Here is a 22,869-nt window from a genome sequence, read left to right as displayed (position 1 = left end):
CAAAAGACCAAATCGTTAGGCTACTTACCATTGGACATCAAAAATTTTTAACGTCCTTTGGAGCCCCCATGCACAAGTCTTTGCTCAGCGCCTCGCTGTTCGCCCTCGCGCTCGCAGCCCCGCTCGCCCACGCCCACGAGGCCGGTGACATCATCCTTCGTGCCGGCGCCATTACCGTCAATCCAAAAGCCGACAGCTCCACGGTCAAGGTCGACCAGGGTCCGCTCAGCGGCACCGATCTGGGGGGCAAGGCAACCATGAGCAGCGACACGCAGCTGGGTCTGAACTTTGCCTACATGCTCACCAACAACTGGGGGATCGAGCTGCTCGCCGCGACACCGTTCGAGCACGACGTGAAGATCAAGGGCACCGCCCTGAGTGCGGCCAACGGCAAGCTCGGTTCGCTCAAGCATCTGCCGCCGACCCTGAGCCTGGTGTATTACCCGCTGGATTCGAAATCCGCATTCCAGCCGTATGTCGGCGGTGGCATCAACTACACCTGGATCTACGACGAACACGTCGGCAGCGAAGCCAGTGCCAACGGTTTCAGCAACTTCAAGGCGTCAAACTCCTGGGGCATGGCCTGGCAGGTCGGCGCCGACTATATGCTGACCGACAATGTGATGCTCAACGCCCAGGTGCGCTACATCGACATCGACACCCGTGCAACCGTGGAAAACGATGCCGTGGCACCCGGCACCCGCGTCCGGGTCAATGTGGATGTCGACCCGTTCATCTACATGGTCGGCCTGGGTTACAAGTTCTAAGGTTCGTTCACGTGGTGGTGAATGAGGCTTGTGGCGAGCCGACTCAAAACTGGCGGCGACTGTCACGCGGTCGACCGGGGGCAAGCTCCCTCACCACAGCGATTGCGCAGCTGTAGACGCAATGGCCGGCCATGAAAAAGGCGCCCCTCGGGGCGCCATTTTCATTTCCTGGACAAATACAGCGCGACCACCTCAGCGACCCAGCAAGCGCGCCAGGCCGACGCTCATGGAAGTTTGTTGCGGCATGACAAAGCGCTCCAGCAAACGCCGGTTGTTTGCCCGCGAATGGCGGATGTCCCCCGAACGCGCCGGCCCGTAGCTGACCGGCGGCAGTGCGCCGGTCACCTGCTCAAGGGCGGCCAGCATCTGCTTGAGGGACGTAGCCTGATTCCAGCCGACATTGACTGAACCGACTTCAACCTGCGGCTTGTCGATGGCCTGCACCAACAGATCGACCAGATCCTCGACGTAAACAAAATCCCGTGTCTGCTCACCGTCACCAAACACGGTGATCGGCAGGCCATTCTGCGCACGCTCGCTGAAAATACTGATCACCCCCGAATAGGGCGAAGAAGGATCCTGACGCGGGCCGAAAATATTGAAGAAACGGAAGATCACCGGTTCCAGGGCATGTTCACGCCGGTAGAAATCGAAGTACTGCTCACTCGCCAGCTTGTCCGAGGCGTACGGCGTCAAAGGCGCCTTGGGCGTGTCTTCGTCGATGGACTCGCCTTCGCCATTGTTGCCATATACCGCGGCGCTGGAGGCAAACAGCACGCGTTTGACACCGGCCTGACGCATCGCTTCGCAGACATTGAGCGAACCGATGAAATTGCTCTGGTGCGTCTTCACCGGATCGTCCACCGAAGCCTGTACCGAAGCCACGGCCGCCAGGTGCGCCACCGCACAGCATCCGGCCATGGCGCGGACCACCAGTGCCGCATCGGCGACATCGCCGACGATCAGCTCGACCTTGGGATTGTCCAGTGGCAGGTTGCTGCGCTTGCCGGTCGACAGGTCATCGAGGATCCGTACCGAATACCCCTTGGCAAGCAAGGCGTCGGTCAGGTGCGAACCAATGAAACCGGCGCCGCCGGTAATTAAAACGGGTCTGTCAGCCATGGCGATAGAACCTGTCCAGGAGCCCCGGAAGGGCCGCACGCCAGGCGCGAGGCTTGATCCCGAAGGTGTGGAGAATCTTCTTGCAAGCCAGCACCGCGTGTTGCGGCTCTTCGGCAGCGTCCGGTCGCGCGGCATGGGCCTGGGCGGTCGGGGCTTCGATGGCCAGCGGATGCAGGGCACGAGCCTCGGTCAGGATCGCCTGGCCCAGCGCCAGCGGTGTGGTCGCTTCATGGCCGGCATAGTGATAGGTGCCCCACAACGGCGCGGCGCAGTCGAGTTGTTTGAGCACGGAAATGATCACCCGTGCTGCGTCGTCCACCGGCGTCGGATTGCCACGGCGATCGTCGGCCATCAACAACTCTTCAGGCTGTTCGGCCCGCCCGAGAAAACGTCCGAGGGTGCCATCGGGGCTGTCATCGAGCAGCCAGCCAAAACGCAACAGCACGTGTTGCGGACAGGTGGCGCGCACACTCTGCTCGATTCGCCACAAGGCCTGACCGCGCAGACCAAGTGGCACCGGTTCGTCCTTTTCGCTGTAAGCCGTTGCCCGTGAGCCGTCGAACACACGATAGCTCGAGGGTTGCAACAGGACGATTTCGTGGTGCTGGCACAGTTCGGCCAGTCGCTCGACCGCCCGCTCCTGCCCGGCCAGGCGCTGTTCGCTGACCGCTTCGGCCTGGAACCAGTCGAAGTAGTAGGCAAGGTTGATCAACGCATCCGGGCGGGTGTCGTCGAGCAGTTGCGTCAGGCTCGCGGCATCCCAACCGTCTTGCGGCGGGCGGGGGGCAAGGAAACCGATGTCTTCCTCTGCACCGAGGCGAATCAGCGCCTGCCCAAGGGCATTTCCGCCGCCCAGTAACATAAGGCGCATTCGCATAGAGTCAGCAGGCCCAATCTGATTGAAATGGTTTATCGACAGCGCGGGTCGGCGATGTCGTTGATAGATGTCGGAATCGTTGCATTTTGCGGGTTTCGCGCGCAACCGTCATCCGTAAAGTGTAGATCTGCGGAATTTGTGGCGCCTGTTCGCGTTGCTCGCGTTGTAGGAGCGAGGCTTGCCCGCGAACAATGGAGATCCCAAGCGGTACTTGCATCTTCATCCCCCCACCCGCATAAATGCCTCCATGAACCTGCCCATCCCCGCAGACAGTGCCCTGAGCGGCTTCCACCCTGCCGTCAGCGCCTGGTTCAGCAATACCTTCGCGACGGTCACCGCCGCCCAGGCCCGAGCGTGGCCGTTGATCCGCCAGCGTCGCTCGACACTGATCGCCGCCCCCACCGGCTCAGGCAAGACCCTCACCGCGTTCCTGGCGGTGATCGACGAATTGGTACACCGGGGCCTGGCCCACGCCGAAGATCAGCCCGACGGCCTGCCGGACGAAACCCTGGTGGTCTACGTATCGCCGCTCAAGGCGCTGTCCAACGATATTCGCATCAACCTGCAAGCCCCGCTGGCGGGCATCACCGAGCAGTTGCGCATCATGGGCCTGCCTGAACTGCACATCACCACGGCCGTGCGCACCGGCGATACGCCGCAAAAAGAACGCTCGGCGATGCGCAAGAATGCGCCGCACATTCTGGTCACCACGCCCGAATCCCTCTACGTGCTGCTCGGTTCCGACTCCGGGCGGCAAATGCTCGGCACCACGCGCACGGTAATCGTCGACGAGATCCACGCCATCGCCGCGAGCAAACGGGGCAGCCACCTGGCCCTGAGCCTCGAACGCCTGCAAGCGCTGTGTTCCGCCCCCTTGGTGCGCATCGGCCTGTCGGCCACGCAAAAGCCCATCGAAGCGGTCTCGCGCTTTCTGGTCGGCCGCGACCGTCCCTGCGAAATCATCGACATCGGCCATGCGCGCCCACGGGACCTGGATATCGAAGTGCCACCCGTGCCGTTGTCGGCCGTGATGGCCAATGATGTCTGGGCACTGGTGTACGACCGCCTCGCGGAACTTGCCCGCGAGCACCGCACCACGCTGATTTTCGTCAATACACGGCGCCTGGCCGAGCGCCTGAGCCGTCACTTGAGCGAGCGTCTGGGCAAGCATGCCGTCGCTGCCCACCATGGCAGCCTGGCCAAGGAGTTTCGCCTGGATGCCGAACAACGGCTCAAGCGCGGCGAACTGCAAGTGCTGATCGCCACCGCCTCGCTGGAACTGGGTATCGATATCGGCGATGTCGACCTGGTTTGCCAGATCGCCTCGCCACGCTCGATTTCCGCGTTCCTGCAACGGGTCGGCCGTTCCGGGCATCAGGTCGGCGGTACGCCCAAGGGCCGGTTGTTCGCCACCACCCGCGACGACCTGATCGAGTGCGCCGCCCTGCTCGACTGCGTGCGTCGGGGCGAGCTCGACACCTTGTTGATTCCCCAGGCGCCGCTGGACGTGCTGGCGCAGCAGATCGTCGCCGAAGTCAGTTGCCAGCCATGGCAGGAACAGGCTCTGCTGGAGATGCTGCGCAACGCATCGCCCTACAGCGGACTCGACGACCAACACTATCAGGCACTGCTGCAAATGCTCGCCGAAGGCTTCAATGGCCGTCAGGGCATGCGCAGCGCTTACCTGCACCGCGACGCCGTGACCCGCAGCCTGCGTGGTCGCCGGGGCGCCAAACTGACCGCTGTGACCAGCGGCGGGACCATTCCCGACAACGCCGACTACAGCGTGTTGCTGGAGCCCCAGGGTCTGAACATTGGCAGCATCAACGAAGACTTCGCCGTGGAAAGCATCGCTGGCGACGTGTTCCAGTTGGGCAATACGTCCTACCGCATCCTGCGGGTAGAAACCGGCAAGGTCCGGGTCGAGGACGCACAGGGGCAGCCGCCGACCATCCCGTTCTGGCTGGGCGAAGCGCCAGGACGCAGCGCTGAATTGTCATCCGCCGTGGCACGCCTGCAGGCACATCTGGATGAGTTGCTGGGCAATACCCCCGGCCACTTGCAACCCGCACTCGACTGGCTGACCGCAACCCTTGGCCTGAACCCGGCCAGTGCCGGGCAACTGGTGGAATACCTGGCCCCGGCACGCCAGACCCTGGGCGCCCTGCCCTCGCAGGACACGCTGCTGATGGAGCGCTTTTTCGATGAGTCCGGCGGCACGCAACTGATCATTCACAGCCCGTTCGGCAGTCGCATCAACCGCGCCTGGGGCCTGGCCCTGCGCAAGCGCTTCTGCCGCACGTTCAATTTCGAATTGCAGGCCGCTGCCAGCGAAGACGCCATCGTCCTGTCTCTGTCCACCGGCCACAGCTTCGAGCTCGATGATGTCTGGCGTTACCTGCACAGCAACAGCGCCGAGCACCTCTTGATTCAGGCGTTGCTCGATGCCCCCCTGTTCGGCGTGCGCTGGCGCTGGAATGCCGGCGTGGCCCTGGCGCTGCCGCGCTACAGCGGTGGGCGCAAGGTGCCGCCGCAGATTCAGCGGATGAAGAGCGAAGACCTGATCGCCAGCGTGTTTCCCGATCAGATCGCCTGTGTGGAAAACCTCGTCGGCGAACGGCAGATCCCGGACCACCCGCTGGTGGAGCAAACCCTGGACGATTGCCTGCACGACGCCATGGACACCGAAGGCTGGCTGGCGCTGTTGCGACGCATGGAGCGCGGCGAAGTCCGGCTGATCAGTCGCGACTTGCCGGCCCCCTCGCCATTGGCGGCGGAGATTCTCAGCGCCCGCCCCTACACCTTTCTCGACGACGCGCCACTGGAGGAACGCCGCACCCAGGCGGTGCTCAACCGCCGCTGGAGCGACCCGCAATCCACCGACGACCTCGGTGCGCTGGATGCCGAGGCCATTGCCGCCGTGCGTGCAGAAGCCTGGCCGGCCCCCGGCAATGTCGATGAGATGCATGAGGCATTGATGAGTCTGGCGTGCATCACCGACAGCGAAGTACGCGCCAACCCCGACTGGCTCGATTGGTTGAATGCCCTGGCCGAGAATGGCCGCGCCTGCCGCCTCGATCAGTCGCTCTGGTTGCCACGGGAGCGCCTGACCTGCCTGCGGGCGATTTATCCACAGGCCGTTCTGTCCCCGACACTTGAGGCCTTGCCCGGTTTTGATGAAGCCTGGGAAGCGGACGACGCTGTGCTGGAAGTGGTTCGTGCCCGGCTCGGCGCTTTTGGCCCGTTGCCGCTGGTCAGCCTCGCCGCTCCCCTGCGATTGCCAACGTCGGATGTCGCCCGGGCACTGGCGCAACTGGAGCGCGAAGGCTATGTGCTGCGCGGTCGATTCACGCCGGGCTGTAGCGAAGAAGAGTGGTGCGAACGGCATCTGCTGGCGCGGATTCATCGCTACACGGTCAAGCGCCTGCGCCGGGAAATCGAGCCTGTGTCGCTGCAGGATTTCATGCGTTTCCTGTTCGACTGGCAGCATCTGTCCAGCGCCACCCAAGGCCAGGGCAGTGCGATGCTGCCGGCAATCATCGCCCAATTCGAGGGCTACCCCGCCGCCGCATCGGCCTGGGACAGTGATCTGCTGCCGGCACGCCTCAAGGACTACGCGCCGACCTGGCTGGATGAGCTGTGCCGCAGCGGCAAACTGGTGTGGTCGCGCCTGGCTGCACGCAACAAGGGCACCACCACGGCGCTGCGCAGCACGCCGGTCGTGTTGCTGCCGCGCAACCGGGTCGGCCTCTGGAGTGCGTTGACCGAGCAGGCGCAGGTCGAGGAACTGTCGCCGAAAACGCAAAAGGTGCACACCGCCCTCAGCCAGCACGGCGCGTTGTTTTTCGATGAGCTGATGCACGAGACCCACCTGCTGCGTTCGGAACTGGAAATCGCCTTGCAGGAACTGGTGGGGGCCGGATGGGCGAACGCCGACAGTTTCGCCGGCCTGCGGGCCTTGATCACACCCGCCAGCAAACGTCAGAACCGCAGCAGCCGTCGCGGGCGCGGGGCGTTTATCGGCGGCATGGACGATGCCGGGCGCTGGGCCTTGCTCAGGCGTGGCGTCGTCGCGCCGGTTGTTGACAACACACGTCCAGCCCCCATTCCGGCCGATACGCTGGAGCACATCGCCATGACCTTGCTGCGCCGCTACGGCGTGGTGTTCTGGCGATTGCTGGAGCGTGAGGCGGACTGGCTGCCGAGCTGGCGGGAGTTGCTGCGTACCTTCCATCGCCTGGAGGCACGGGGCGAGATACGTGGCGGGCGTTTTGTCAGCGGCCTGGCCGGCGAGCAATTCGCCCTGCCCGAGGCCGTCGGGCTGCTGCGGGAAGTACGACGCCGGCCCCTTGATGGCAGTTTGGTCGCGGTGTGTGGGGTTGATCCGCTGAATCTGGTCGGCACCCTGCTGCCCGGCGTGAAAGTCCCGGCATTGGCGAGCAATCGACTGGTGTTCCGCGATGGTGTGCCGGCCGCGGCCGAGATTGCCGGCAAGGCGCATTACTGGCTGGAGCTGAATCAGCAAGTTCAGGACAAGCTGATCCGGCATTGATACGAATTTCCATGTAGGAGCGAGGCTTGCCCGCGAAGGCGTTGTATCAGGCACATTAATGCCAAATGTACCGCCGCCTTCGCGGGCAAGCCTCGCTCCTACACAACATCGCCGAAACTTTCCTCGTTGCCGCGCAGTCAGCATGGAGACAGGGCTCTGGAGCGGGAGGCGACATGGCGGCGATTCATATCGGCATTTCTGGTTGGCGCTATACACCCTGGCGGGGCGATTTCTACCCGGAGGGATTGCCCCGCAAACACGAATTGCAATTCGCGTCTCGGGCGGTCAACAGCATTGAAATCAACGGATCGTTTTACGCACTGCAACGCCCCGAACGCTATGCCCGCTGGTATTCGGAAACACCCCATCACTTTGTGTTCAGCATCAAAGCCCCGCGCTTCATTACCCACATCAAACGTCTGCGCGATGTCCATAAACCCCTGGCGAACTTCTTTGCCTCCGGGATTCTTGAACTCAAGGAAAAGCTGGGGCCGATCCTTTGGCAGTTCCCGCCCAATTTCAAATTCGATGCAGAGCTGTTCGAGCACTTCCTCGAACAGTTGCCCCACGACACTGAACAGGCGACCGCCCTCGCCCGCCAGCACGACGCGCACCTCAACGGTCACACCTGCCTCAAGGCTTACAAGAAAAAGCCAGTGCGCCACGCCGTGGAAATCCGCCACGAAAGCTTCATCGATCCAGTCTTCGTACGCCTGCTCAAACGCTACAACACGGCACTGGTGATCGCCGACACCGCCGGCAAATGGCCCTATCGCGAAGACATCACCAGCGACTTCGTCTACCTGCGTCTGCACGGAGCCGAAGAACTCTACGCCAGCGGTTACACGCCCCAGGCACTGAAACGCTGGGGCGAGCGGATCGAGGCCTGGCATCACGGGCGGCAACCGCAGGATCCGCAGTTGATCGCGCCACGGCAGAAACCCCGCAAGTGCAAATCCCGCGAGGTATTTTGTTATTTCGATAACGACATCAAAGTCCGCGCGCCCTTCGATGCGCGCAGTCTGCTGGAGCGATTCGACCTCCATGAACAGCTGTCCACCGCACCTGGCAAGCCCGTTGTCGAAGGTGCGCTACCATGAGCACCACCGAGCCTGTAGGTGCCACGGACGAGCAGGCGGCGATCGTCACATCGGTGCACCGCTTCACGGTGTTGACGGTCAACACCCACAAAGGCTTCAGCGCGCTGAACCGGCGCTTCATCCTGCCGCAGTTGCGCGAAGCGGTACGCAGCGTGTCCGCCGATGTGGTGTTTTTGCAGGAAGTGCACGGCACTCATGATCAGCATCCAAAGCGCTACGACAACTGGCCGCAGATGCCGCAGTACGAATTTCTCGCCGACACCCTCTGGCCTCAATTCGCCTACGGCCGTAATGCCGTCTATCCGGCGGGTGATCACGGCAACGCGCTGCTTTCGAAGTTTCAGATCGTGCACCACGACAACCTCGATGTGTCCATTGGCGGTCATGAGAATCGCGGCATCCTGCATTGTGTGTTGCGCCTGCCCGGCGAAGGGCCGCAGGTGCATGCGATTTGCGTCCACCTCGGCCTGCACGAAAGCCATCGCAAGGCCCAACTCACACTGCTTGCCCGACGCCTGAAGGAACTGCCTGGCGATGCCCCCGTGATCGTCGCCGGGGACTTCAACGACTGGCGCCAGCGTGCCGATGCCCTGCTCAGGCCGTGCGGGCTGCGCGAAGCGTTCGTCGAACACCAAGGCAAACCGGCGCGCAGCTTCCCTGCGCGATTGCCGACGCTGCGCCTGGACCGCATCTACGTGCGCAACCTCAAGACCCGGCAGCCGAAAGTGCTGACCTCCCGGCCCTGGTCACACCTTTCCGATCACGCACCGCTGTCGGTGGACATTGAGCTATGAGCCTCTTGCCGCTGGAGAAAAGCAACGAGCAACCGATTGCCGCGCCACCGGCGAGCGAGCCCGCCGCCGTGGACGTCGAGTACCGCTGGCAAGGCAATAACCGCGTCGAGCTGCTGGAAAACGGCGAAGCCTATTTCCCCAGGGTGTTCGAAGCCATGCGCCGGGCCGAAAACGAAATCCTCCTGGAAACCTTTATCGTCTTCGAGGACAAGGTGGGCCAGGAGCTGAAAAGCGTATTGATCGATGCCGCCCGACGCGGCGTGAGGGTCACCGCCAGTTTCGACGGGTTTGGCTGCGGCGAGCTGAGCACCGATTACCTCGCGGCCCTGAGCGATGCCGGCGTGCACTTGCAGATTTTCGACCCGGCGCCAAAGCATTTGGGCCTGCGCACCAACTGGTTCAGGCGCCTGCATCGCAAGATCGTGGTCGTGGATGGTGCCATTGCGTTTATCGGCGGGATCAACTTTTCCGCTGATCATCTGGCCGACTTTGGTCCTGAAGCCAAACAGGATTATTCGGTGCAGGTGCATGGCCCGGCCGTGGCCGACATTCACCATTTCGCCCTGCTGCAATGCGGTCGTCCCGTGCGTGCGCGGTACTGGTGGCAAAGGCGTCGACAACGGCGCTCGGAGCTGGCGATCGGCGATCACGACGGCCAGGTGCGCCTGGTTCACCGCGACAATGGCGATCACCGCACCGATATCGAACAGGTCTACCGCCAGGCCCTGCGCACCGCCAAACGTCGCGTGGTGATCGCCAACGCCTACTTCTTTCCCGGCTTTCGCTTGCTGCGCGAGATTCGCAACGCCGCCCGTCGTGGTGTCGACGTGCGACTGATCCTGCAAGGACAACCGGACATGCTGGTGGCCAAGCTCGCCGCGCGGATGACCTACGACTACCTGCTCAAATCCGGGGTGAAGATCTACGAATATTGCGATCGCCCGCTGCACGGCAAAGTGGCGCTGGTGGATGAAGACTGGAGCACGGTCGGCTCCAGCAATCTCGATCCGTTGAGCCTGTCGATGAACCTGGAAGCCAATGTGTTGATCCGTGATCGCGGATTCAACCGCACACTGTTCGAACGCCTGGAGGATCTCAGCGACAACCATTGCAAGGTCATATCGCCCGAGACCGCGCCGCGCGGGCGAGTCTGGCACATGACCGTGGGCTTTCTGGTGTTCCATTTCCTGCGTCACTTTCCGGCCTGGGCCGGCTGGCTGCCGGCCCATAAACCGCGCCTGAAAGCGTTCACCTCCGCGACCGGGAGCGAACCGTATGAACGGCACTGAGGTTCACCCGGCGTCGCCAGCCGCCTCTTCGCCGAAGTCGCGCCGGGGGCGCTGGAAACGACCGCTGACGATGCTGTTCTTTCTGGCGCTGATTGTGCTGTTGACGATGTTCGCCCAGCGCATTGAATGGGGCGAAGTATTCGACACCCTGGCCGATTTCAAGGTGCGCACGTTGATCATCGCCTCGGGGCTGACACTGATGAGCTTTCTGGTCTACGCCTGCTTCGACCTGATCGGGCGCAGCTACATCCGCCAGAATCTGACGTGGAAACAGATCCTGCCCGTAGGGATTATCAGCTACGCCTTCAACCTCAACCTGAGCGCCTGGGTCGGCGGTATCGCCATGCGCTATCGGCTGTACTCGCGACTGGGCGTGAGCAAAGGCAACATCGCGAAAATCCTCGGCCTGAGCCTGGCCACCAACTGGTTCGGCTACATGCTGATTGCCGGCGCGATGTTCAGCAGCGGCCTGGTGCGGATGCCGCCTGGCTGGAAACTGAGCAGCGACGCGCTCCAGGTGATCGGTGTGTTGCTACTGCTGTTGAGCGCGGGTTATCTGGCCGCTTGCCGGTTTGCCAAACGTCGCGAGTGGGCGATACGCGGGGTGGAAATCAACTTGCCGTCCTTGCGCATGGCGATCCTGCAATTGGCGCTCGGGGCGCTGAACTGGTCGCTGATGGCGGCGGTGATCTTCACCCTGCTGCCGAGCAAACTCGACTACCCGCTGGTACTCGGCGTGCTGCTGATCAGCGCCATCGCTGGCGTCATCACGCATATTCCGGCCGGGCTCGGCGTGCTCGAAGCCGTGTTCGTGGCATTGCTGCAACACGAGGCATCGCGGGGCAGCCTGGTGGCAGGATTGCTGGCGTATCGGGCGATCTATTTCCTGCTGCCACTGCTGATCACGCTGGTGATGTATTTGCTGGTGGAGGCCAAGGCCAAGTCGCTGCGGGTTTCCAAAAAGCCCAGATAGCCCAGATGATTTCTAGTGTTCTTGCGGACGCCTTCGCGGGCAAGCCTCGCTCCTACAGATGTTGCATAAAACCTGTAGGAGCGAGGCTTGCCCGCGAAAGCGATCTATCAGGCAATAATCAATTGGATTGAATAATGCTCAACCGCTCACCCACCACCATTTCCGTGATCCAGTCCACGAGGATCGAGGTGTAGGCCTGTTGCGAAACCGGGTCGCTCAAGGCATGGTCGGCGCCGTCGATGATGCGATGCGTCAGCGAGTGAGTCTGCTGACACGCCGCGCGGTAGCTCATGATGGTGGCATGGGGCACGTAGTCATCGGTTTCGGACTGAACCAGCAACACGTCCCCGATAAATTGCGAACAGGCATGCAGCGCGCGGTTGCCATCGGCGCGCACCAGTGTGCTGCGGTAATCGCGCAAGTCGAGTGTGTCCAGGTCACGCTTGGGTGTGTGCCACTGATCATCGCGGTACAGCGCCGGCACCCGTAGCGCCAGCCAGCGCACCGGACGCAGCGAGGTGAGGATTGAGGCCAGGTAGCCGCCGTAACTGGTGCCGACCACCGCAATGGCCGAGGTATCCAGCGCCGGATGCGCCAGCAAGCGGTCGTAGGCCGCGATCAGATCGCGCAAATTATCCTCACGCGTCACCCTGGACAGTGGAATGCCGGTACCTGCGGTATGCCCGCGCAGGTCGAAGGTCAGGCATACACAACCCAACCCGGCGATACCCTTGGCCCGCTCCAGATCCCGCTCCTGGCTGCCGCCCCAGCCGTGCACGAACAACACGCCGGGCACTTTCGACCTGGGAGAGAGAAACGTCCCGCTCATCTGTTCATCGTCAATGTCGATCTGAATGCTTTCGCTTCTAGCCGTCATAGGATTTGACCGTTACATACTTGAGGAGAAAATCACTGTCTTGCGCCGGGCCGCGGTACACCTCGATGGCATCGGCCGGCAGCGCCTGATCGATGTAGGTTTCCACCGAAGACACTCGGATGGCGCGCATCGCCGGATCGTTGACGAAGCTCTGCAACGCGGCCACTTCGGCGCTGCTGGCACCGCCCATGCGCCAGGATTGTTCAAGCACGCCGCTGCGCCGCTTGCCGTCGCTGGCCACGCCCTGGGCAATGTCGTAGTTGCGCCTTGAGGCGTAGAAACCGGGATAGGCTTCATCGGCGGCGCTGTCGAACACTTGTGCCTGGCGGATTGCCAACCGCACGTCCTCCGGCAGGTCCAGTCTCAGCAGATCCCGATAATCGCCTTGCACCACCAGCAGGTCAGAGCCGCCGTACACGTCTTCGCCGTGCGCGTCTGTGGTCAAGTATTGCTCGCCACAGTAGCTGAGCACCTTGTCGCCGATGAAGCTCTGTCCGACGCTGTGGGTGATCACCTGATCCAGGTCCTGCTCCAGCACCACGCCTTCGGTAAAAAGGTTTTTGATTTCGGGCAGAGCGAGCATTTCGTCGAACTGGTCGAGGCTCCTGATCACTTCCTGACCGCGCCCGGCGCAAGCATGAATCGGCTTGAGGCGTATCGGACCGCTGTAGAGCAAATGCTCCGCCGCCGGCCGCGCGTCGTCGAGGGAAAACACGCTGAGGCCATCGAGCACGACATTGCGCACCCGTTCGGAAAACAACGGAGCCCAGCCTTTTGGCGCAGGGGCCAGGTGATTGAGCAGGCCGTGGCTGATGGCTTTGGTGCAGATGAAGTCATGTTCGACATAGCCACCCCACAAATCCTCCGGCCCCTTGACCCCCAACTGCCGCGCAGCCGCTGGACCGACCAGCGTCTGGGTCGGCAGCAGGTAAAGGTCATGACCGCGATGTTGCTGCGGGTCGTAACGACCACCGAACTTGAGCCCGAGGATTTGTGCCAGCCACCTGGCCAGCGCGCGGTTGGTCTGGACTTCATGCTGTGGCGCATCGGGGCGCACTGAGTGGGCGACCACCAGCTTCCTGGAATTCGTTGGGGTCATGCATCCCCCTTCAAGCGGTGCTGGATGAATGTAGCGGAAGGGGTGCAGGGATCAGGCCAATCGGGATGATGGGAAAGGGATTTTGAAATCAGCGAGTTGCGTGAACCGTGATGGCAGGAGGCCTGTTTGATTCTGCACGAGCGCTTTTAGAATTCCGGCATTTTGCACGATTCCCGCCGGCGTTCCGACGATTCGGTGAGTCCCTCAACAATGTTGTCGACTGATCCACCGAATCGCGAGCATGCTCGCTCCTACAGAGGGGCAATGGAGCTGCGGCTATCGGGTCGCTGCGACCGGCGTCACGCCAAACCTTGCCCGGTAATCGCTCGGCGCCAGGCCGGTGATTTTCTTGAAAGTGGAGCGAAACGCGCCGGGGTCCTGATAGCCCACGGTCCAGGCAATGTGGTCGATCGTGCCATTGGTGAACTCCAGCATTTCACGCGCCTTTCCGACCCGCAGATGCTGGCAGTATTGCGTGGGTTTGAGCCCGGTCGCCGTACGAAAACGGCGCAGGAAGGTGCGCTCCTCCAACCCGGCCCGCGCGGCCATGGCACCGAGTGAAACGTCCGTCGCCCCGGTGCTTTGCAGCCAATGCTGTACCTTGAGAATCGAGGCATCGCCATGGCTGAGTATCGGCGCGAAGTTACTGCCACACTCACTGGCGCTGTCGCTGTGTTCCACCACCAGAAAACGCGCGGTCGCGTTGGCGATGCTCGGCCCCAGCAGGCGGTTCACCAGGCGCAACCCGAGCTCGGACCAGGCCATCAGTCCAGCGGTGGTGATCAGGTCGCCGTCATCGACAATGGGGGTATCGGCCTTGAGTTTGATCGCCGGATAACGCTCGGCGAAGGTCTTGGCCGAGGTCCAGTGGGTGGTGGCGCTTCGACCATCGAGCAGCCCGCTTTCGGCCAGCAGAATCGAGCCCACACAGACGCCTCCAAGGGTGGCGCCATTGGCGTGCTGCTGTCGCAGCCAGTGGATCAACGCCTGTGGTGCCTGGCCTTCGCGGAACCCGCCTATCGAGGGCGGAATCAACACCGCGACCAACGCATCGCCAACACCGGGATGGCTGTCGTAGACGCGCGCCGGTGGTCGATCGCCATCAACCTGCCAGTGGCTCACCCGCAACAACGGCAAGTGTGCGCTCTGATGCTCGGCAGCGATTCGGTTGGCCACCCCGAACAGATCGGTCAACCCATGCACCGCCGCCATCTGCGCGCCGGGATAGATCAACACGCCCAGTTCCGTGATTGCCCGATCTGCGTCCATTGTCAGTTTTCCCCTTTCTATTGTCGGTGCGGCCAATCCCCGGATGGCCAGCCAGAGCCAATACTCATTCCACACCCAAACCGCACTTCGAGGAAACTGTCATGGCCAAGCAAGCACTCATCGTAGTTGATATCCAAAACGACTACTTCCCTCAAGGCAAGTGGCCGCTGGTCGGCGCCGATGCCGCCGCAGACAACGCGGTACGCCTGCTCAAATCCTTTCGCGAGTCCGGCGATTCGGTGGTGCACATCCGCCATGAGTTCACCTCCGATGCCGCACCTTTCTTCACCCCAGGCTCGGAGGGAGCGAAGCTGCACCCCAAAGTCCTCAACCAGGGCAACGAGCCTGTCGTGCTCAAGCACTTCGTCAACTCGTTCCGCGAAACCGAGCTTCAATCGATCCTGGATGAACAAGGCATCAAGGAGTTGGTGGTGGTCGGCAGCATGAGCCACATGTGCGTCGACGGCATCACCCGCGCCGCCAATGACCTGGGTTACAGCGTCACGGTGATCCACGACGCCTGTGCCTCCCGCGATCTGGAGTTCAACGGCCTGACCGTTCCCGCAGCCCAGGTGCATGCCGCCTTCATGTCGGCCCTGGGCTTCGCCTACGCCAAAGTGATATCCACCGACGAGTTCCTGTCCGCCAGCCACTGAAGTGAGGGCAAGGCTTCACCCAGGTAGCCGTCGTAAAAAACAAAAGGCCAGTAGCGCATTCACGCTACTGGCCTGTTTTGTCTATCGAGTGACGATTTCAATCAGAACGGAATGTCGTCATCGAAGCTGTCGAAGTCCGGAGCCGGTTGCGGTGCGGCCTGCTGTGGCGCCGGACGCTGTTGCGGTGCCGACTGCTGAGGACGCGGAGCCTGCTGGCGTGGCGCGGACTGCTGGTAGTTGTTGCCGCCTTGTTGGTCGCCCTGTTGCGGACGGCCACCCAGCAATTGCATGGTGCCTTGCATGTCTACCACGATTTCGGTGGTGTAACGCTTGATACCGTCTTTTTCCCACTCGCGGGTTTGCAGCTTGCCTTCGATGTAAACCTGCGAACCTTTGCGCAGGTACTCACCGGCGATTTCTGCAACCTTGCCGAACATCGACACGCGGTGCCATTCGGTTTTTTCGACCTTCTGACCGGTTTGCTTGTCGGTCCACTGTTCGCTGGTAGCCAGACTCAGGTTGGTCACAGCGTTACCGTTAGGCAGGTAGCGAACTTCGGGATCCTGGCCGCAAGTGCCGACCAATATGACTTTGTTAACCCCACGGGCCATAACGTTCTCCTAGGCTACGCACGCTGCCTCGGCCGGGTTGTTCACCAGGCGCTCAAGGGTCGTGCGATCCAATAGTTCGGTATCCAATTTGATGTAAATCGCCGCTTCATCGGCAACGATTACCGCATCTGTTACCCCTACGACGGCCTTGAGGCGCTCGACCAGACCCGCTTCGCGGATCGCCTCGGGCGACAACGGCAAGCGCAAGCTCGTCACGTAGGGAGGTTCACGCATGGTAACAGCAAAGGCCAGCCAGAGGGCAGCCAGCGCGGCGCATCCCAGGAACACAACCGACAGACCGCCATGCTGGAACATCCAGCCACCGAGGATGCCACCCAGTGCCGAACCGAGGAACTGGCTGGTGGAATACACCCCCATGGCCGTGCCCTTGCCGCCTGCCGGTGACACCTTGCTGATCAACGACGGCAACGAAGCTTCCAGCAGGTTGAACGCGGTGAAGAACACCACCGTTCCGATCACCAGGGCCCGCAGGCTGTCACCAAACTGCCAGAAGAATAGCTCAGTGAGCATCAGCGTCAGTACGGCGCCGAGTAAAACTCGTTTCATTTTGCGTTTCTTCTCGCCGTAGATAATGAACGGGATCATGGCGAAAAAAGAAATCAGCAGCGCTGTCAGGTACACCCACCAGTGCTGCTCCTTGGGCAATCCGGCTTTTTCGACCAGCGCCAGCGGCAGCGCGACGAAGCTCGACATCAACATCGCGTGCAACACAAAAATGCCCAGGTCCAGGCGCAGCAGATCCGGATGCTTGAGCGTCGGTATCAACGCCTGGCGCGCAACCCCGGACTCGCGATGCTGCAGCGGGCCAGTGGAGCGCGGCACCATGAACATCACGATCACGATGCCCATCAATGCCATGCCGCCGGTGGCGAGGAACAACCCGGACAGGCCGAAAGCGCGGGTCAACAGGGGCCCCACCACCATGGCGAAAGCGAACGACAGACCGATGGTCATACCGATCATGGCCATGGCCTTGGTCCGGTGCTGTTCACGAGTCAGGTCCGACAGTAGCGCCATGACCGCAGCGGAAATCGCCCCGGCACCTTGCAGAATGCGTCCGGCTATCACGCCCCAGATCGAATCGGCACCGGCGGCGAGCACGCTACCGAGCGCAAAGACGATCAGCCCCAGGTAAATCACCGGGCGGCGGCCGATACGATCGGAAATGAAACCGAATGGAATCTGGAAAATCGCCTGGGTCAGGCCATAAGCGCCAATTGCCAGCCCGATCAGGGCAGGGGTCGCTCCGGCCAGGTCCATGCCGTAGGTCGCCAGTACCGGCAACACCATGAACATGCCAAGCATACGGAAGGCGAACACTAGGGCCAGCCCGCTCGCTGCGCGGGTCTCGCTGCCACTCATGCGTTCGCTGTGGGGATCGTGCATGGAAAAACCTCATGTGAACCGGCGGCGATTCTACCAGTCCCATCGATTGGCAGGGTATATCGCGACGCTTTGCCGCGCGTAGATGAAAGACGTTTCATGTAAGGCTGTGACGACATCGTTCGATAGTGTGCATCCATCCAGTATTTGGACGTATACTCCTGTGTTTTCGACGCCCGCCGAGCGAGGCCACCTTGGACAAGATCCTGATTCGTGGGGCTCGAACCCACAACCTGAAGAACATCGACCTGACCCTGCCACGGGACAAACTGATCGTCATCACCGGCCTGTCCGGCTCCGGCAAGTCGTCCCTGGCGTTCGATACGCTGTACGCCGAAGGCCAGCGTCGCTACGTCGAATCGCTTTCGGCCTATGCCCGGCAATTTCTGTCGATGATGGAAAAGCCGGACGTCGATACCATCGAAGGCCTGTCGCCAGCGATTTCCATCGAACAGAAGTCGACTTCGCATAACCCGCGCTCCACCGTCGGCACCATCACCGAAATCTACGACTACCTGCGTTTGCTGTACGCCCGCGTCGGCACCCCGCGCTGCCCGGACCATGACATTCCGCTGGAGGCGCAGACCGTCAGCCAGATGGTCGACCTGGTCCTCGCCCAGCCAGAGGGCAGCAAGCTGATGTTGCTGGCCCCGGTGATCCGCGAACGCAAAGGCGAACACCTGTCGGTCTTCGAAGAGCTGCGCGCGCAGGGCTTTGTCCGCGCCCGGGTCAATGGCAGGCTCTGCGAGCTGGACGATCTGCCGAAGCTGGATAAACAGAAGAAACACTCGATCGATGTCGTGGTCGACCGCTTCAAGGTTCGCGCCGATCTGCAGCAACGCCTGGCCGAATCCTTCGAGACGGCGCTGAAGCTGGCGGACGGTATCGCCCTGGTGGCGCCAATGGACGATGAGCCGGGTGAGGAGATGATCTTTTCCGCTCGATTCGCCTGCCCGATCTGCGGCCACGCCATCAGCGAACTTGAGCCCAAGCTGTTTTCCTTCAACAACCCAGCTGGTGCCTGTCCGACGTGCGACGGTCTGGGCGTGAAGCAATTCTTCGACATCAAGCGACTGGTCAACGGCGAGCTGACCCTGGCCGAAGGCGCGATTCGTGGCTGGGACAGGCGCAACGTCTACTATTTCCAGATGCTCGGCTCACTGGCAGCACACTACAAATTCAGTCTGGAACTGCCATTCAGCGAACTGCCGGCCGATCAGCAAAAGGTCATTTTGCACGGCAGTGGCTCCCAAAACGTGGACTTCAAGTACCTCAACGACCGTGGCGACATCGTCAAGCGATCGCACCCCTTCGAAGGTATCGTGCCCAACCTGGAGCGTCGCTATCGTGAAACCGAATCGGCGTCGGTGCGTGAAGAGCTGGCCAAATTCCTCAGCACCCAGTCCTGCCCTGACTGTCGCGGCACCCGACTGCGGCGTGAAGCGCGGCACGTATGGGTCGGCGAGAAAAATCTGCCGGCGGTGACCAACCTGCCTATCGGTGATGCCTGTGAATACTTCGGCGAGCTGAAGATGACCGGGCGCCGTGGAGAGATCGCGGACAAGATCCTCAAGGAAATTCGCGAGCGCCTTCAGTTTCTGGTGAACGTCGGCCTCGACTATCTCTCGCTGGATCGCAGCGCGGATACGCTGTCCGGCGGCGAGGCGCAGCGCATTCGTCTGGCCAGCCAGATCGGCGCAGGCCTGGTCGGCGTCCTGTACATCCTCGATGAGCCCTCCATCGGCCTGCATCAACGCGATAACGACCGTCTGCTGGGCACACTCAAGCACCTGCGTGACATCGGCAACACGGTCATCGTGGTCGAGCACGACGAAGACGCGATTCGCTTGGCCGACTATGTCGTGGATATCGGCCCGGGTGCCGGTGTTCATGGCGGCAGCATCGTCGCCGAAGGCTCACCAGCGCAGGTGATGGCCCATCCGGACTCCCTGACCGGCAAATACCTGTCGGGCCGGGTGAAGATCGAGGTTCCCGCCAAACGCACGCCGCGCAACAAGAAACTGTCCCTGTCGCTCAAGGGCGCCCGGGGAAACAACTTGCGCAATGTCGATCTGGAAATTCCGATCGGCCTGCTGACCTGCGTGACCGGCGTGTCCGGTTCGGGCAAGTCGACGCTGATCAACAACACGCTCTTCCCTTTGAGCGCTACGGCATTGAATGGCGCAACGACACTCGAAGCAGCGCCTCACGACAGCATCAAGGGTCTGGAACACCTGGACAAGGTCGTCGACATCGACCAGAGCCCGATCGGACGCACCCCGCGCTCCAACCCGGCGACTTACACCGGTTTGTTTACACCGATTCGCGAGCTGTTCGCCGGCGTGCCGGAGTCCCGCTCTCGCGGCTATGGCCCGGGGCGCTTCTCCTTCAACGTGAAGGGTGGACGCTGTGAAGCCTGCCAGGGCGATGGCCTGATCAAGGTGGAAATGCACTTTCTGCCGGATATCTACGTGCCGTGCGACGTTTGCAAGAGCAAGCGCTATAACCGCGAGACGCTGGAGATCAAATACAAGGGCAAGAGCATCCACGAAACCCTCGAGATGACCATCGAAGAGGCCCGGGAGTTCTTCGATGCGGTGCCTGCATTGGCACGCAAGCTTCAGACGCTGATGGATGTCGGCCTGTCCTATATCAAGCTGGGACAATCAGCGACCACGCTGTCGGGTGGCGAAGCCCAGCGGGTCAAATTGTCTCGTGAGCTGTCCAAGCGAGATACCGGCAAGACGCTGTATATCCTCGATGAGCCGACAACCGGCCTGCACTTCGCGGACATCCAGCAATTGCTCGACGTTCTGCATCGACTGCGCGACCACGGCAACACCGTGGTGGTGATCGAACACAACCTTGATGTGATCAAGACGGCTGACTGGCTGGTGGACCTTGGGCCGGAGGGTGGTTCCAAGGGCGGTCAAATCATCGCCGTCGGTACACCGGAGGACGTCGCGGAAATGAAGCAATCCCATACAGGCTACTACCTCAAACCACTCCTGGAGCGGGATCGAGCCTGAATCAGGCCCATGAAAAAGCCCCGGTCACCTCAATAGTGACCGGGGCTTTTTTGTACCTGACCGAATCAGGCGTGGGATTGCAGATAATTCTGGATACCGATCAACTTGATCAGGCCCAACTGCTTTTCCAGCCAATAGGTATGGTCTTCTTCGGTGTCGTTGAGCTGAACTTCCAGGATTTCGCGACTGATGTAGTCCTGATGCTTCTCGCAGAGTTCAATGCCTTTACACAGAGCCGCGCGCACCTTGTACTCAAGACGCAGGTCCGCCTCGAGCATCTCCGGCACTGTCGTACCGACATCGAGATCATCAGGACGCATGCGTGGCGTGCCTTCGAGCATGAGGATCCGGCGCATCAATGCATCGGCATGCCCTGCTTCTTCTTCCATCTCGTGATTGATTCGTTCGTAGAGCTTGGTGAATCCCCAGTCCTCATACATCCGTGAATGAACGAAATATTGGTCGCGAGCGGCCAATTCGCCGGTCAGCAACGTGTTGAGGTAATCGATAACGTCTGGGTGGCCTTTCATCGCCCTACATCTCCCTGCATGAAATGCCCTTATTTTGAACCAACCTGGCCATTACGTCACTCAACACACGCAATAAAAGCGAAGATATTCTGAGAAAAGCAGCTGAAATAACGCAAAAACCGCCCAAACAAGGGCGGTTCTGCTTCTCATTTAGACTTCGTTCAGCTGTACGTTGAGCAGCCTTGCGATTGCTTCTCCATACGCCGGATCGGCCTTGAAGAAATGCTGCAATTGACGGTCGACCACATCACTGGAAACACCCGCCATCGCACCCGCGATGTTGCCTACCAGAAGCGATTTCTGCTCATCACTCATCAGACGGAAGAGTGCACCGGCATGGCTGTAGTAATCAGTATCTTCGCGATGATCGTAACGATCCGCCGCACCCGCCAGAGCCAATGCAGGTTCAGCGTAACGAGGTGCCTGCTTGGGTGAGTCGACATAACTGTTGGGTTCGTAATTGGGCGCTGCACCTCCATTGCTTCCCAACGCCATGGCTCCGTCGCGCTGATAGCTATGTACCGGACTGCGCGGAGCATTCACCGGCAGTTGCTGATGATTTGTGCCAACACGGTAGCGGTGGGCATCAGCGTACGCGAACACCCGACCTTGCAGCATACGGTCAGGAGACAAGCCCACACCGGGCACCATGTTGCTGGGACCAAAAGTGGCCTGCTCGACCTCAGCGAAGTAGTTAAGCGGATTACGGTTGAGCTCAAGCTCACCCACCTCGATCAAGGGAAACTCTTTCTGTGACCAGGTCTTGGTAACGTCGAATGGGTTTTCGTAATGAGCGCTTGCCTGGGCTTCAGACATGATCTGCATGCACACAGTCCACTTCGGAAAATCGCCGCGCTCAATGGCCTCGAACAAATCGCGCTGAGAATAATCCGGGTCAGTACCCGCCAGGCGTGCCGCTTCTGCCGGCGCCAGGTTCTTGATTCCTTGCTGAGTCTTGTAATGCCACTTGACCCAGTGGCGCTCACCGCTGGCGCTGATCAGGCTGTAGGTATGACTACCAAAGCCGTGCATATGGCGGTATCCGTCCGGGATGCCGCGATCTGAAAACAGGATAGTGACCTGATGCAGCGCCTCGGGCGAATGCGACCAGAAGTCCCACATGGCCTGTGCGCTTTTGAGATTGCTTTGCGGCAAACGTTTTTGCGTGTGGATGAAGTCCGGGAATTTCAGTGGGTCACGGATAAAGAACACTGGCGTGTTGTTGCCCACGATGTCCCAATTGCCTTCTTCGGTATAAAACTTCAAGGCAAAACCCCGAGGGTCGCGCTCGGTATCCGCCGAACCACGCTCGCCGCCGACGGTGGAAAATCGCAAGAAAGTAGGCGTCTGCTTGCCAACTGTCTCAAAGAGCCTGGCACTGGTGTACTGAGTGATATCGCGCGTTACTGTGAACGTACCATAGGCCCCTGAGCCTTTGGCGTGCACACGGCGCTCCGGGATGTTTTCCCGGTTGAAGTGAGCGAGTTTTTCGATCAGGTGAAAATCGTCAAGCAGCAGCGGGCCACGAGGCCCGGCGGAACGGGAATTCTGATTATCGGCAACAGGAGCGCCACTGGCGGTGGTAAGCGTCTTATTCTGGCTCATGCGTTTTCTTCCTTTCTCAGTCTCAAATTGCCGGCTAATCGGCTGAGAGGAAGTATTGATGAGCGACATGACACTTACTAATTCATTAAACACCTGCTATCGATAGAAAATAACTAACGAACTGAAATCCACTTTCCATACGCACACAAAAAACCGGGCACTAGGCCCGGTTCTTCGTTTCAGACTGACGTCTTACTCAGCGGATACAGCTTCGCCGCCGACAGCACGATCAACCAACTCGACGTACGCCATAGGCGCGTTGTCGCCAGCGCGGAAACCGCACTTGAGGATGCGCAGGAAGCCACCCTCACGGGT

General features: G+C 61.0%; 19 protein-coding genes. 8 read left to right on the top strand and 11 right to left on the bottom strand.

Annotated features, from left to right (window positions below; all coding sequences use genetic code 11):
* The first annotated feature begins 68 nt into the window (after positions 1 to 68).
* Positions 69 to 767: an OmpW/AlkL family protein gene (locus ACQKP2_RS22555; RefSeq protein ID WP_427579581.1), complete on the top strand. Its 699-nt coding sequence runs from the start codon at positions 69 to 71 to the stop codon at positions 765 to 767.
* A 192-nt stretch (positions 768 to 959) separates the two neighbouring features.
* On the opposite strand, the gene ACQKP2_RS22550 is transcribed toward ACQKP2_RS22555, so the two are convergent.
* The 3 genes from ACQKP2_RS22550 to ACQKP2_RS22540 are packed head-to-tail and all read right to left on the bottom strand — an operon-like array spanning position 960 to position 2,989.
* Positions 960 to 1,889 (bottom strand): NAD-dependent epimerase/dehydratase family protein, encoded by a 930-nt coding sequence (locus ACQKP2_RS22550; protein WP_427579580.1) that lies wholly within the window; start codon positions 1,887 to 1,889, stop codon positions 960 to 962.
* A complete protein-coding gene (locus tag ACQKP2_RS22545; RefSeq protein WP_427579578.1) occupies positions 1,882 to 2,766 on the bottom strand; it encodes a sugar nucleotide-binding protein in 885 nt (294 codons plus the stop codon). Before ACQKP2_RS22545 ends, ACQKP2_RS22550 begins: the two co-directional genes overlap by 8 nt.
* Before the next feature lie 4 nt (positions 2,767 to 2,770).
* Positions 2,771 to 2,989: a hypothetical protein gene (locus ACQKP2_RS22540; protein ID WP_427579576.1), complete on the bottom strand. Its 219-nt coding sequence runs from the start codon at positions 2,987 to 2,989 to the stop codon at positions 2,771 to 2,773.
* Positions 2,990 to 3,013: 24 nt separating this feature from the next.
* Between ACQKP2_RS22540 and ACQKP2_RS22535 the strand changes: the two genes are divergently transcribed.
* From ACQKP2_RS22535 to ACQKP2_RS22515, 5 genes are all read left to right on the top strand, one after another.
* Positions 3,014 to 7,318, top strand: a complete 4,305-nt coding sequence (locus ACQKP2_RS22535) for an Lhr family helicase (RefSeq protein WP_427579574.1) — start codon at positions 3,014 to 3,016, stop codon at positions 7,316 to 7,318.
* A 173-nt stretch (positions 7,319 to 7,491) separates the two neighbouring features.
* Entirely contained in the window at positions 7,492 to 8,418 is a 927-nt protein-coding gene (locus tag ACQKP2_RS22530) for a DUF72 domain-containing protein (RefSeq protein ID WP_427579573.1), read from the top strand.
* The gene (locus ACQKP2_RS22525; protein WP_427579571.1) at positions 8,415 to 9,212 is read left to right on the top strand and encodes an endonuclease/exonuclease/phosphatase family protein; all 798 of its coding nucleotides are present in this window, start codon (positions 8,415 to 8,417) and stop codon (positions 9,210 to 9,212) included. Before ACQKP2_RS22530 ends, ACQKP2_RS22525 begins: the two co-directional genes overlap by 4 nt.
* Complete coding sequence (gene clsB / locus ACQKP2_RS22520; RefSeq protein ID WP_427579570.1) at positions 9,209 to 10,501, top strand: cardiolipin synthase ClsB; 1,293 nt, start codon at positions 9,209 to 9,211, stop codon at positions 10,499 to 10,501. Before ACQKP2_RS22525 ends, clsB begins: the two co-directional genes overlap by 4 nt.
* Positions 10,488 to 11,474, top strand: a complete 987-nt coding sequence (locus ACQKP2_RS22515; RefSeq protein WP_427579569.1) for a lysylphosphatidylglycerol synthase domain-containing protein — start codon at positions 10,488 to 10,490, stop codon at positions 11,472 to 11,474. The genes clsB and ACQKP2_RS22515 overlap by 14 nt, the downstream gene beginning before the upstream one ends.
* 118 nt (positions 11,475 to 11,592) lie before the next feature.
* Here the strand turns inward: ACQKP2_RS22515 and ACQKP2_RS22510 are convergent, their stop codons facing one another.
* From ACQKP2_RS22510 to ACQKP2_RS22500, 3 genes are all read right to left on the bottom strand, one after another.
* Complete coding sequence (locus ACQKP2_RS22510) at positions 11,593 to 12,351, bottom strand: alpha/beta hydrolase family protein (RefSeq protein WP_427579567.1); 759 nt, start codon at positions 12,349 to 12,351, stop codon at positions 11,593 to 11,595.
* Positions 12,341 to 13,450 carry a DUF3182 family protein gene (locus ACQKP2_RS22505; protein ID WP_427579565.1) on the bottom strand — a complete coding sequence of 370 codons (1,110 nt, stop codon included), beginning with the start codon at positions 13,448 to 13,450 and terminating at the stop codon, positions 12,341 to 12,343. The genes ACQKP2_RS22510 and ACQKP2_RS22505 overlap by 11 nt, the downstream gene beginning before the upstream one ends.
* A gap of 276 nt (positions 13,451 to 13,726) precedes the next feature.
* The gene (locus tag ACQKP2_RS22500; protein WP_427579563.1) at positions 13,727 to 14,719 is read right to left on the bottom strand and encodes a GlxA family transcriptional regulator; all 993 of its coding nucleotides are present in this window, start codon (positions 14,717 to 14,719) and stop codon (positions 13,727 to 13,729) included.
* Between the two features lie 101 nt (positions 14,720 to 14,820).
* Between ACQKP2_RS22500 and ACQKP2_RS22495 the strand changes: the two genes are divergently transcribed.
* Entirely contained in the window at positions 14,821 to 15,375 is a 555-nt protein-coding gene (locus tag ACQKP2_RS22495; protein ID WP_427579561.1) for a cysteine hydrolase family protein, read from the top strand.
* 101 nt (positions 15,376 to 15,476) lie between these two features.
* Here the strand turns inward: ACQKP2_RS22495 and ACQKP2_RS22490 are convergent, their stop codons facing one another.
* The gene (locus tag ACQKP2_RS22490; RefSeq protein ID WP_427579560.1) at positions 15,477 to 15,986 is read right to left on the bottom strand and encodes a single-stranded DNA-binding protein; all 510 of its coding nucleotides are present in this window, start codon (positions 15,984 to 15,986) and stop codon (positions 15,477 to 15,479) included.
* A 9-nt stretch (positions 15,987 to 15,995) separates the two neighbouring features.
* Entirely contained in the window at positions 15,996 to 17,393 is a 1,398-nt protein-coding gene (locus ACQKP2_RS22485) for an MFS transporter (RefSeq protein ID WP_427579558.1), read from the bottom strand.
* A 191-nt stretch (positions 17,394 to 17,584) separates the two neighbouring features.
* Between ACQKP2_RS22485 and uvrA the strand changes: the two genes are divergently transcribed.
* Entirely contained in the window at positions 17,585 to 20,419 is a 2,835-nt protein-coding gene (gene uvrA, locus ACQKP2_RS22480) for an excinuclease ABC subunit UvrA (protein ID WP_427579556.1), read from the top strand.
* Between the two features lie 65 nt (positions 20,420 to 20,484).
* On the opposite strand, the gene bfr is transcribed toward uvrA, so the two are convergent.
* The 3 genes from bfr to ACQKP2_RS22465 all read right to left on the bottom strand — a co-directional run.
* Complete coding sequence (gene bfr, locus ACQKP2_RS22475) at positions 20,485 to 20,949, bottom strand: bacterioferritin (RefSeq protein WP_110965125.1); 465 nt, start codon at positions 20,947 to 20,949, stop codon at positions 20,485 to 20,487.
* 150 nt (positions 20,950 to 21,099) lie between these two features.
* Entirely contained in the window at positions 21,100 to 22,554 is a 1,455-nt protein-coding gene (locus ACQKP2_RS22470; protein WP_427579553.1) for a catalase, read from the bottom strand.
* Positions 22,555 to 22,746: 192 nt separating this feature from the next.
* A partial coding sequence (locus ACQKP2_RS22465) for a L17 family ribosomal protein (protein ID WP_427579598.1) occupies positions 22,747 to 22,869 on the bottom strand: 123 nt, incomplete at its 5' end.

The sequence above is a fragment of the Pseudomonas sp. NPDC089569 genome (genome assembly GCF_050280625.1).
GTDB lineage: Bacteria > Pseudomonadota > Gammaproteobacteria > Pseudomonadales > Pseudomonadaceae > Aquipseudomonas.
This window is presented reverse-complemented; position numbering and strand designations above follow the sequence as displayed.

Bases quoted from the DNA above. Each gene is read 5' to 3' on its own strand.
- ACQKP2_RS22510 (WP_427579567.1), bottom strand. From the start codon at position 12,351: ATGACGGCTAGAAGCGAAAGCATTCAGATCGACATTGACGATGAACAG.
- ACQKP2_RS22470 (WP_427579553.1), bottom strand. From the start codon at position 22,554: ATGAGCCAGAATAAGACGCTTACCACCGCCAGTGGCGCTCCTGTTGCC.
- ACQKP2_RS22505 (WP_427579565.1), bottom strand. From the start codon at position 13,450: ATGACCCCAACGAATTCCAGGAAGCTGGTGGTCGCCCACTCAGTGCGC.
- ACQKP2_RS22495 (WP_427579561.1), top strand. From the start codon at position 14,821: ATGGCCAAGCAAGCACTCATCGTAGTTGATATCCAAAACGACTACTTC.
- ACQKP2_RS22515 (WP_427579569.1), top strand. From the start codon at position 10,488: ATGAACGGCACTGAGGTTCACCCGGCGTCGCCAGCCGCCTCTTCGCCG.
- clsB (WP_427579570.1), top strand. From the start codon at position 9,209: ATGAGCCTCTTGCCGCTGGAGAAAAGCAACGAGCAACCGATTGCCGCG.
- ACQKP2_RS22530 (WP_427579573.1), top strand. From the start codon at position 7,492: ATGGCGGCGATTCATATCGGCATTTCTGGTTGGCGCTATACACCCTGG.
- ACQKP2_RS22550 (WP_427579580.1), bottom strand. From the start codon at position 1,889: ATGGCTGACAGACCCGTTTTAATTACCGGCGGCGCCGGTTTCATTGGT.
- ACQKP2_RS22485 (WP_427579558.1), bottom strand. From the start codon at position 17,393: ATGCACGATCCCCACAGCGAACGCATGAGTGGCAGCGAGACCCGCGCA.
- ACQKP2_RS22535 (WP_427579574.1), top strand. From the start codon at position 3,014: ATGAACCTGCCCATCCCCGCAGACAGTGCCCTGAGCGGCTTCCACCCT.
- ACQKP2_RS22545 (WP_427579578.1), bottom strand. From the start codon at position 2,766: ATGCGAATGCGCCTTATGTTACTGGGCGGCGGAAATGCCCTTGGGCAG.
- bfr (WP_110965125.1), bottom strand. From the start codon at position 20,949: ATGAAAGGCCACCCAGACGTTATCGATTACCTCAACACGTTGCTGACC.
- ACQKP2_RS22540 (WP_427579576.1), bottom strand. From the start codon at position 2,989: ATGAAGATGCAAGTACCGCTTGGGATCTCCATTGTTCGCGGGCAAGCC.
- ACQKP2_RS22490 (WP_427579560.1), bottom strand. From the start codon at position 15,986: ATGGCCCGTGGGGTTAACAAAGTCATATTGGTCGGCACTTGCGGCCAG.
- ACQKP2_RS22525 (WP_427579571.1), top strand. From the start codon at position 8,415: ATGAGCACCACCGAGCCTGTAGGTGCCACGGACGAGCAGGCGGCGATC.
- ACQKP2_RS22555 (WP_427579581.1), top strand. From the start codon at position 69: ATGCACAAGTCTTTGCTCAGCGCCTCGCTGTTCGCCCTCGCGCTCGCA.
- ACQKP2_RS22500 (WP_427579563.1), bottom strand. From the start codon at position 14,719: ATGGACGCAGATCGGGCAATCACGGAACTGGGCGTGTTGATCTATCCC.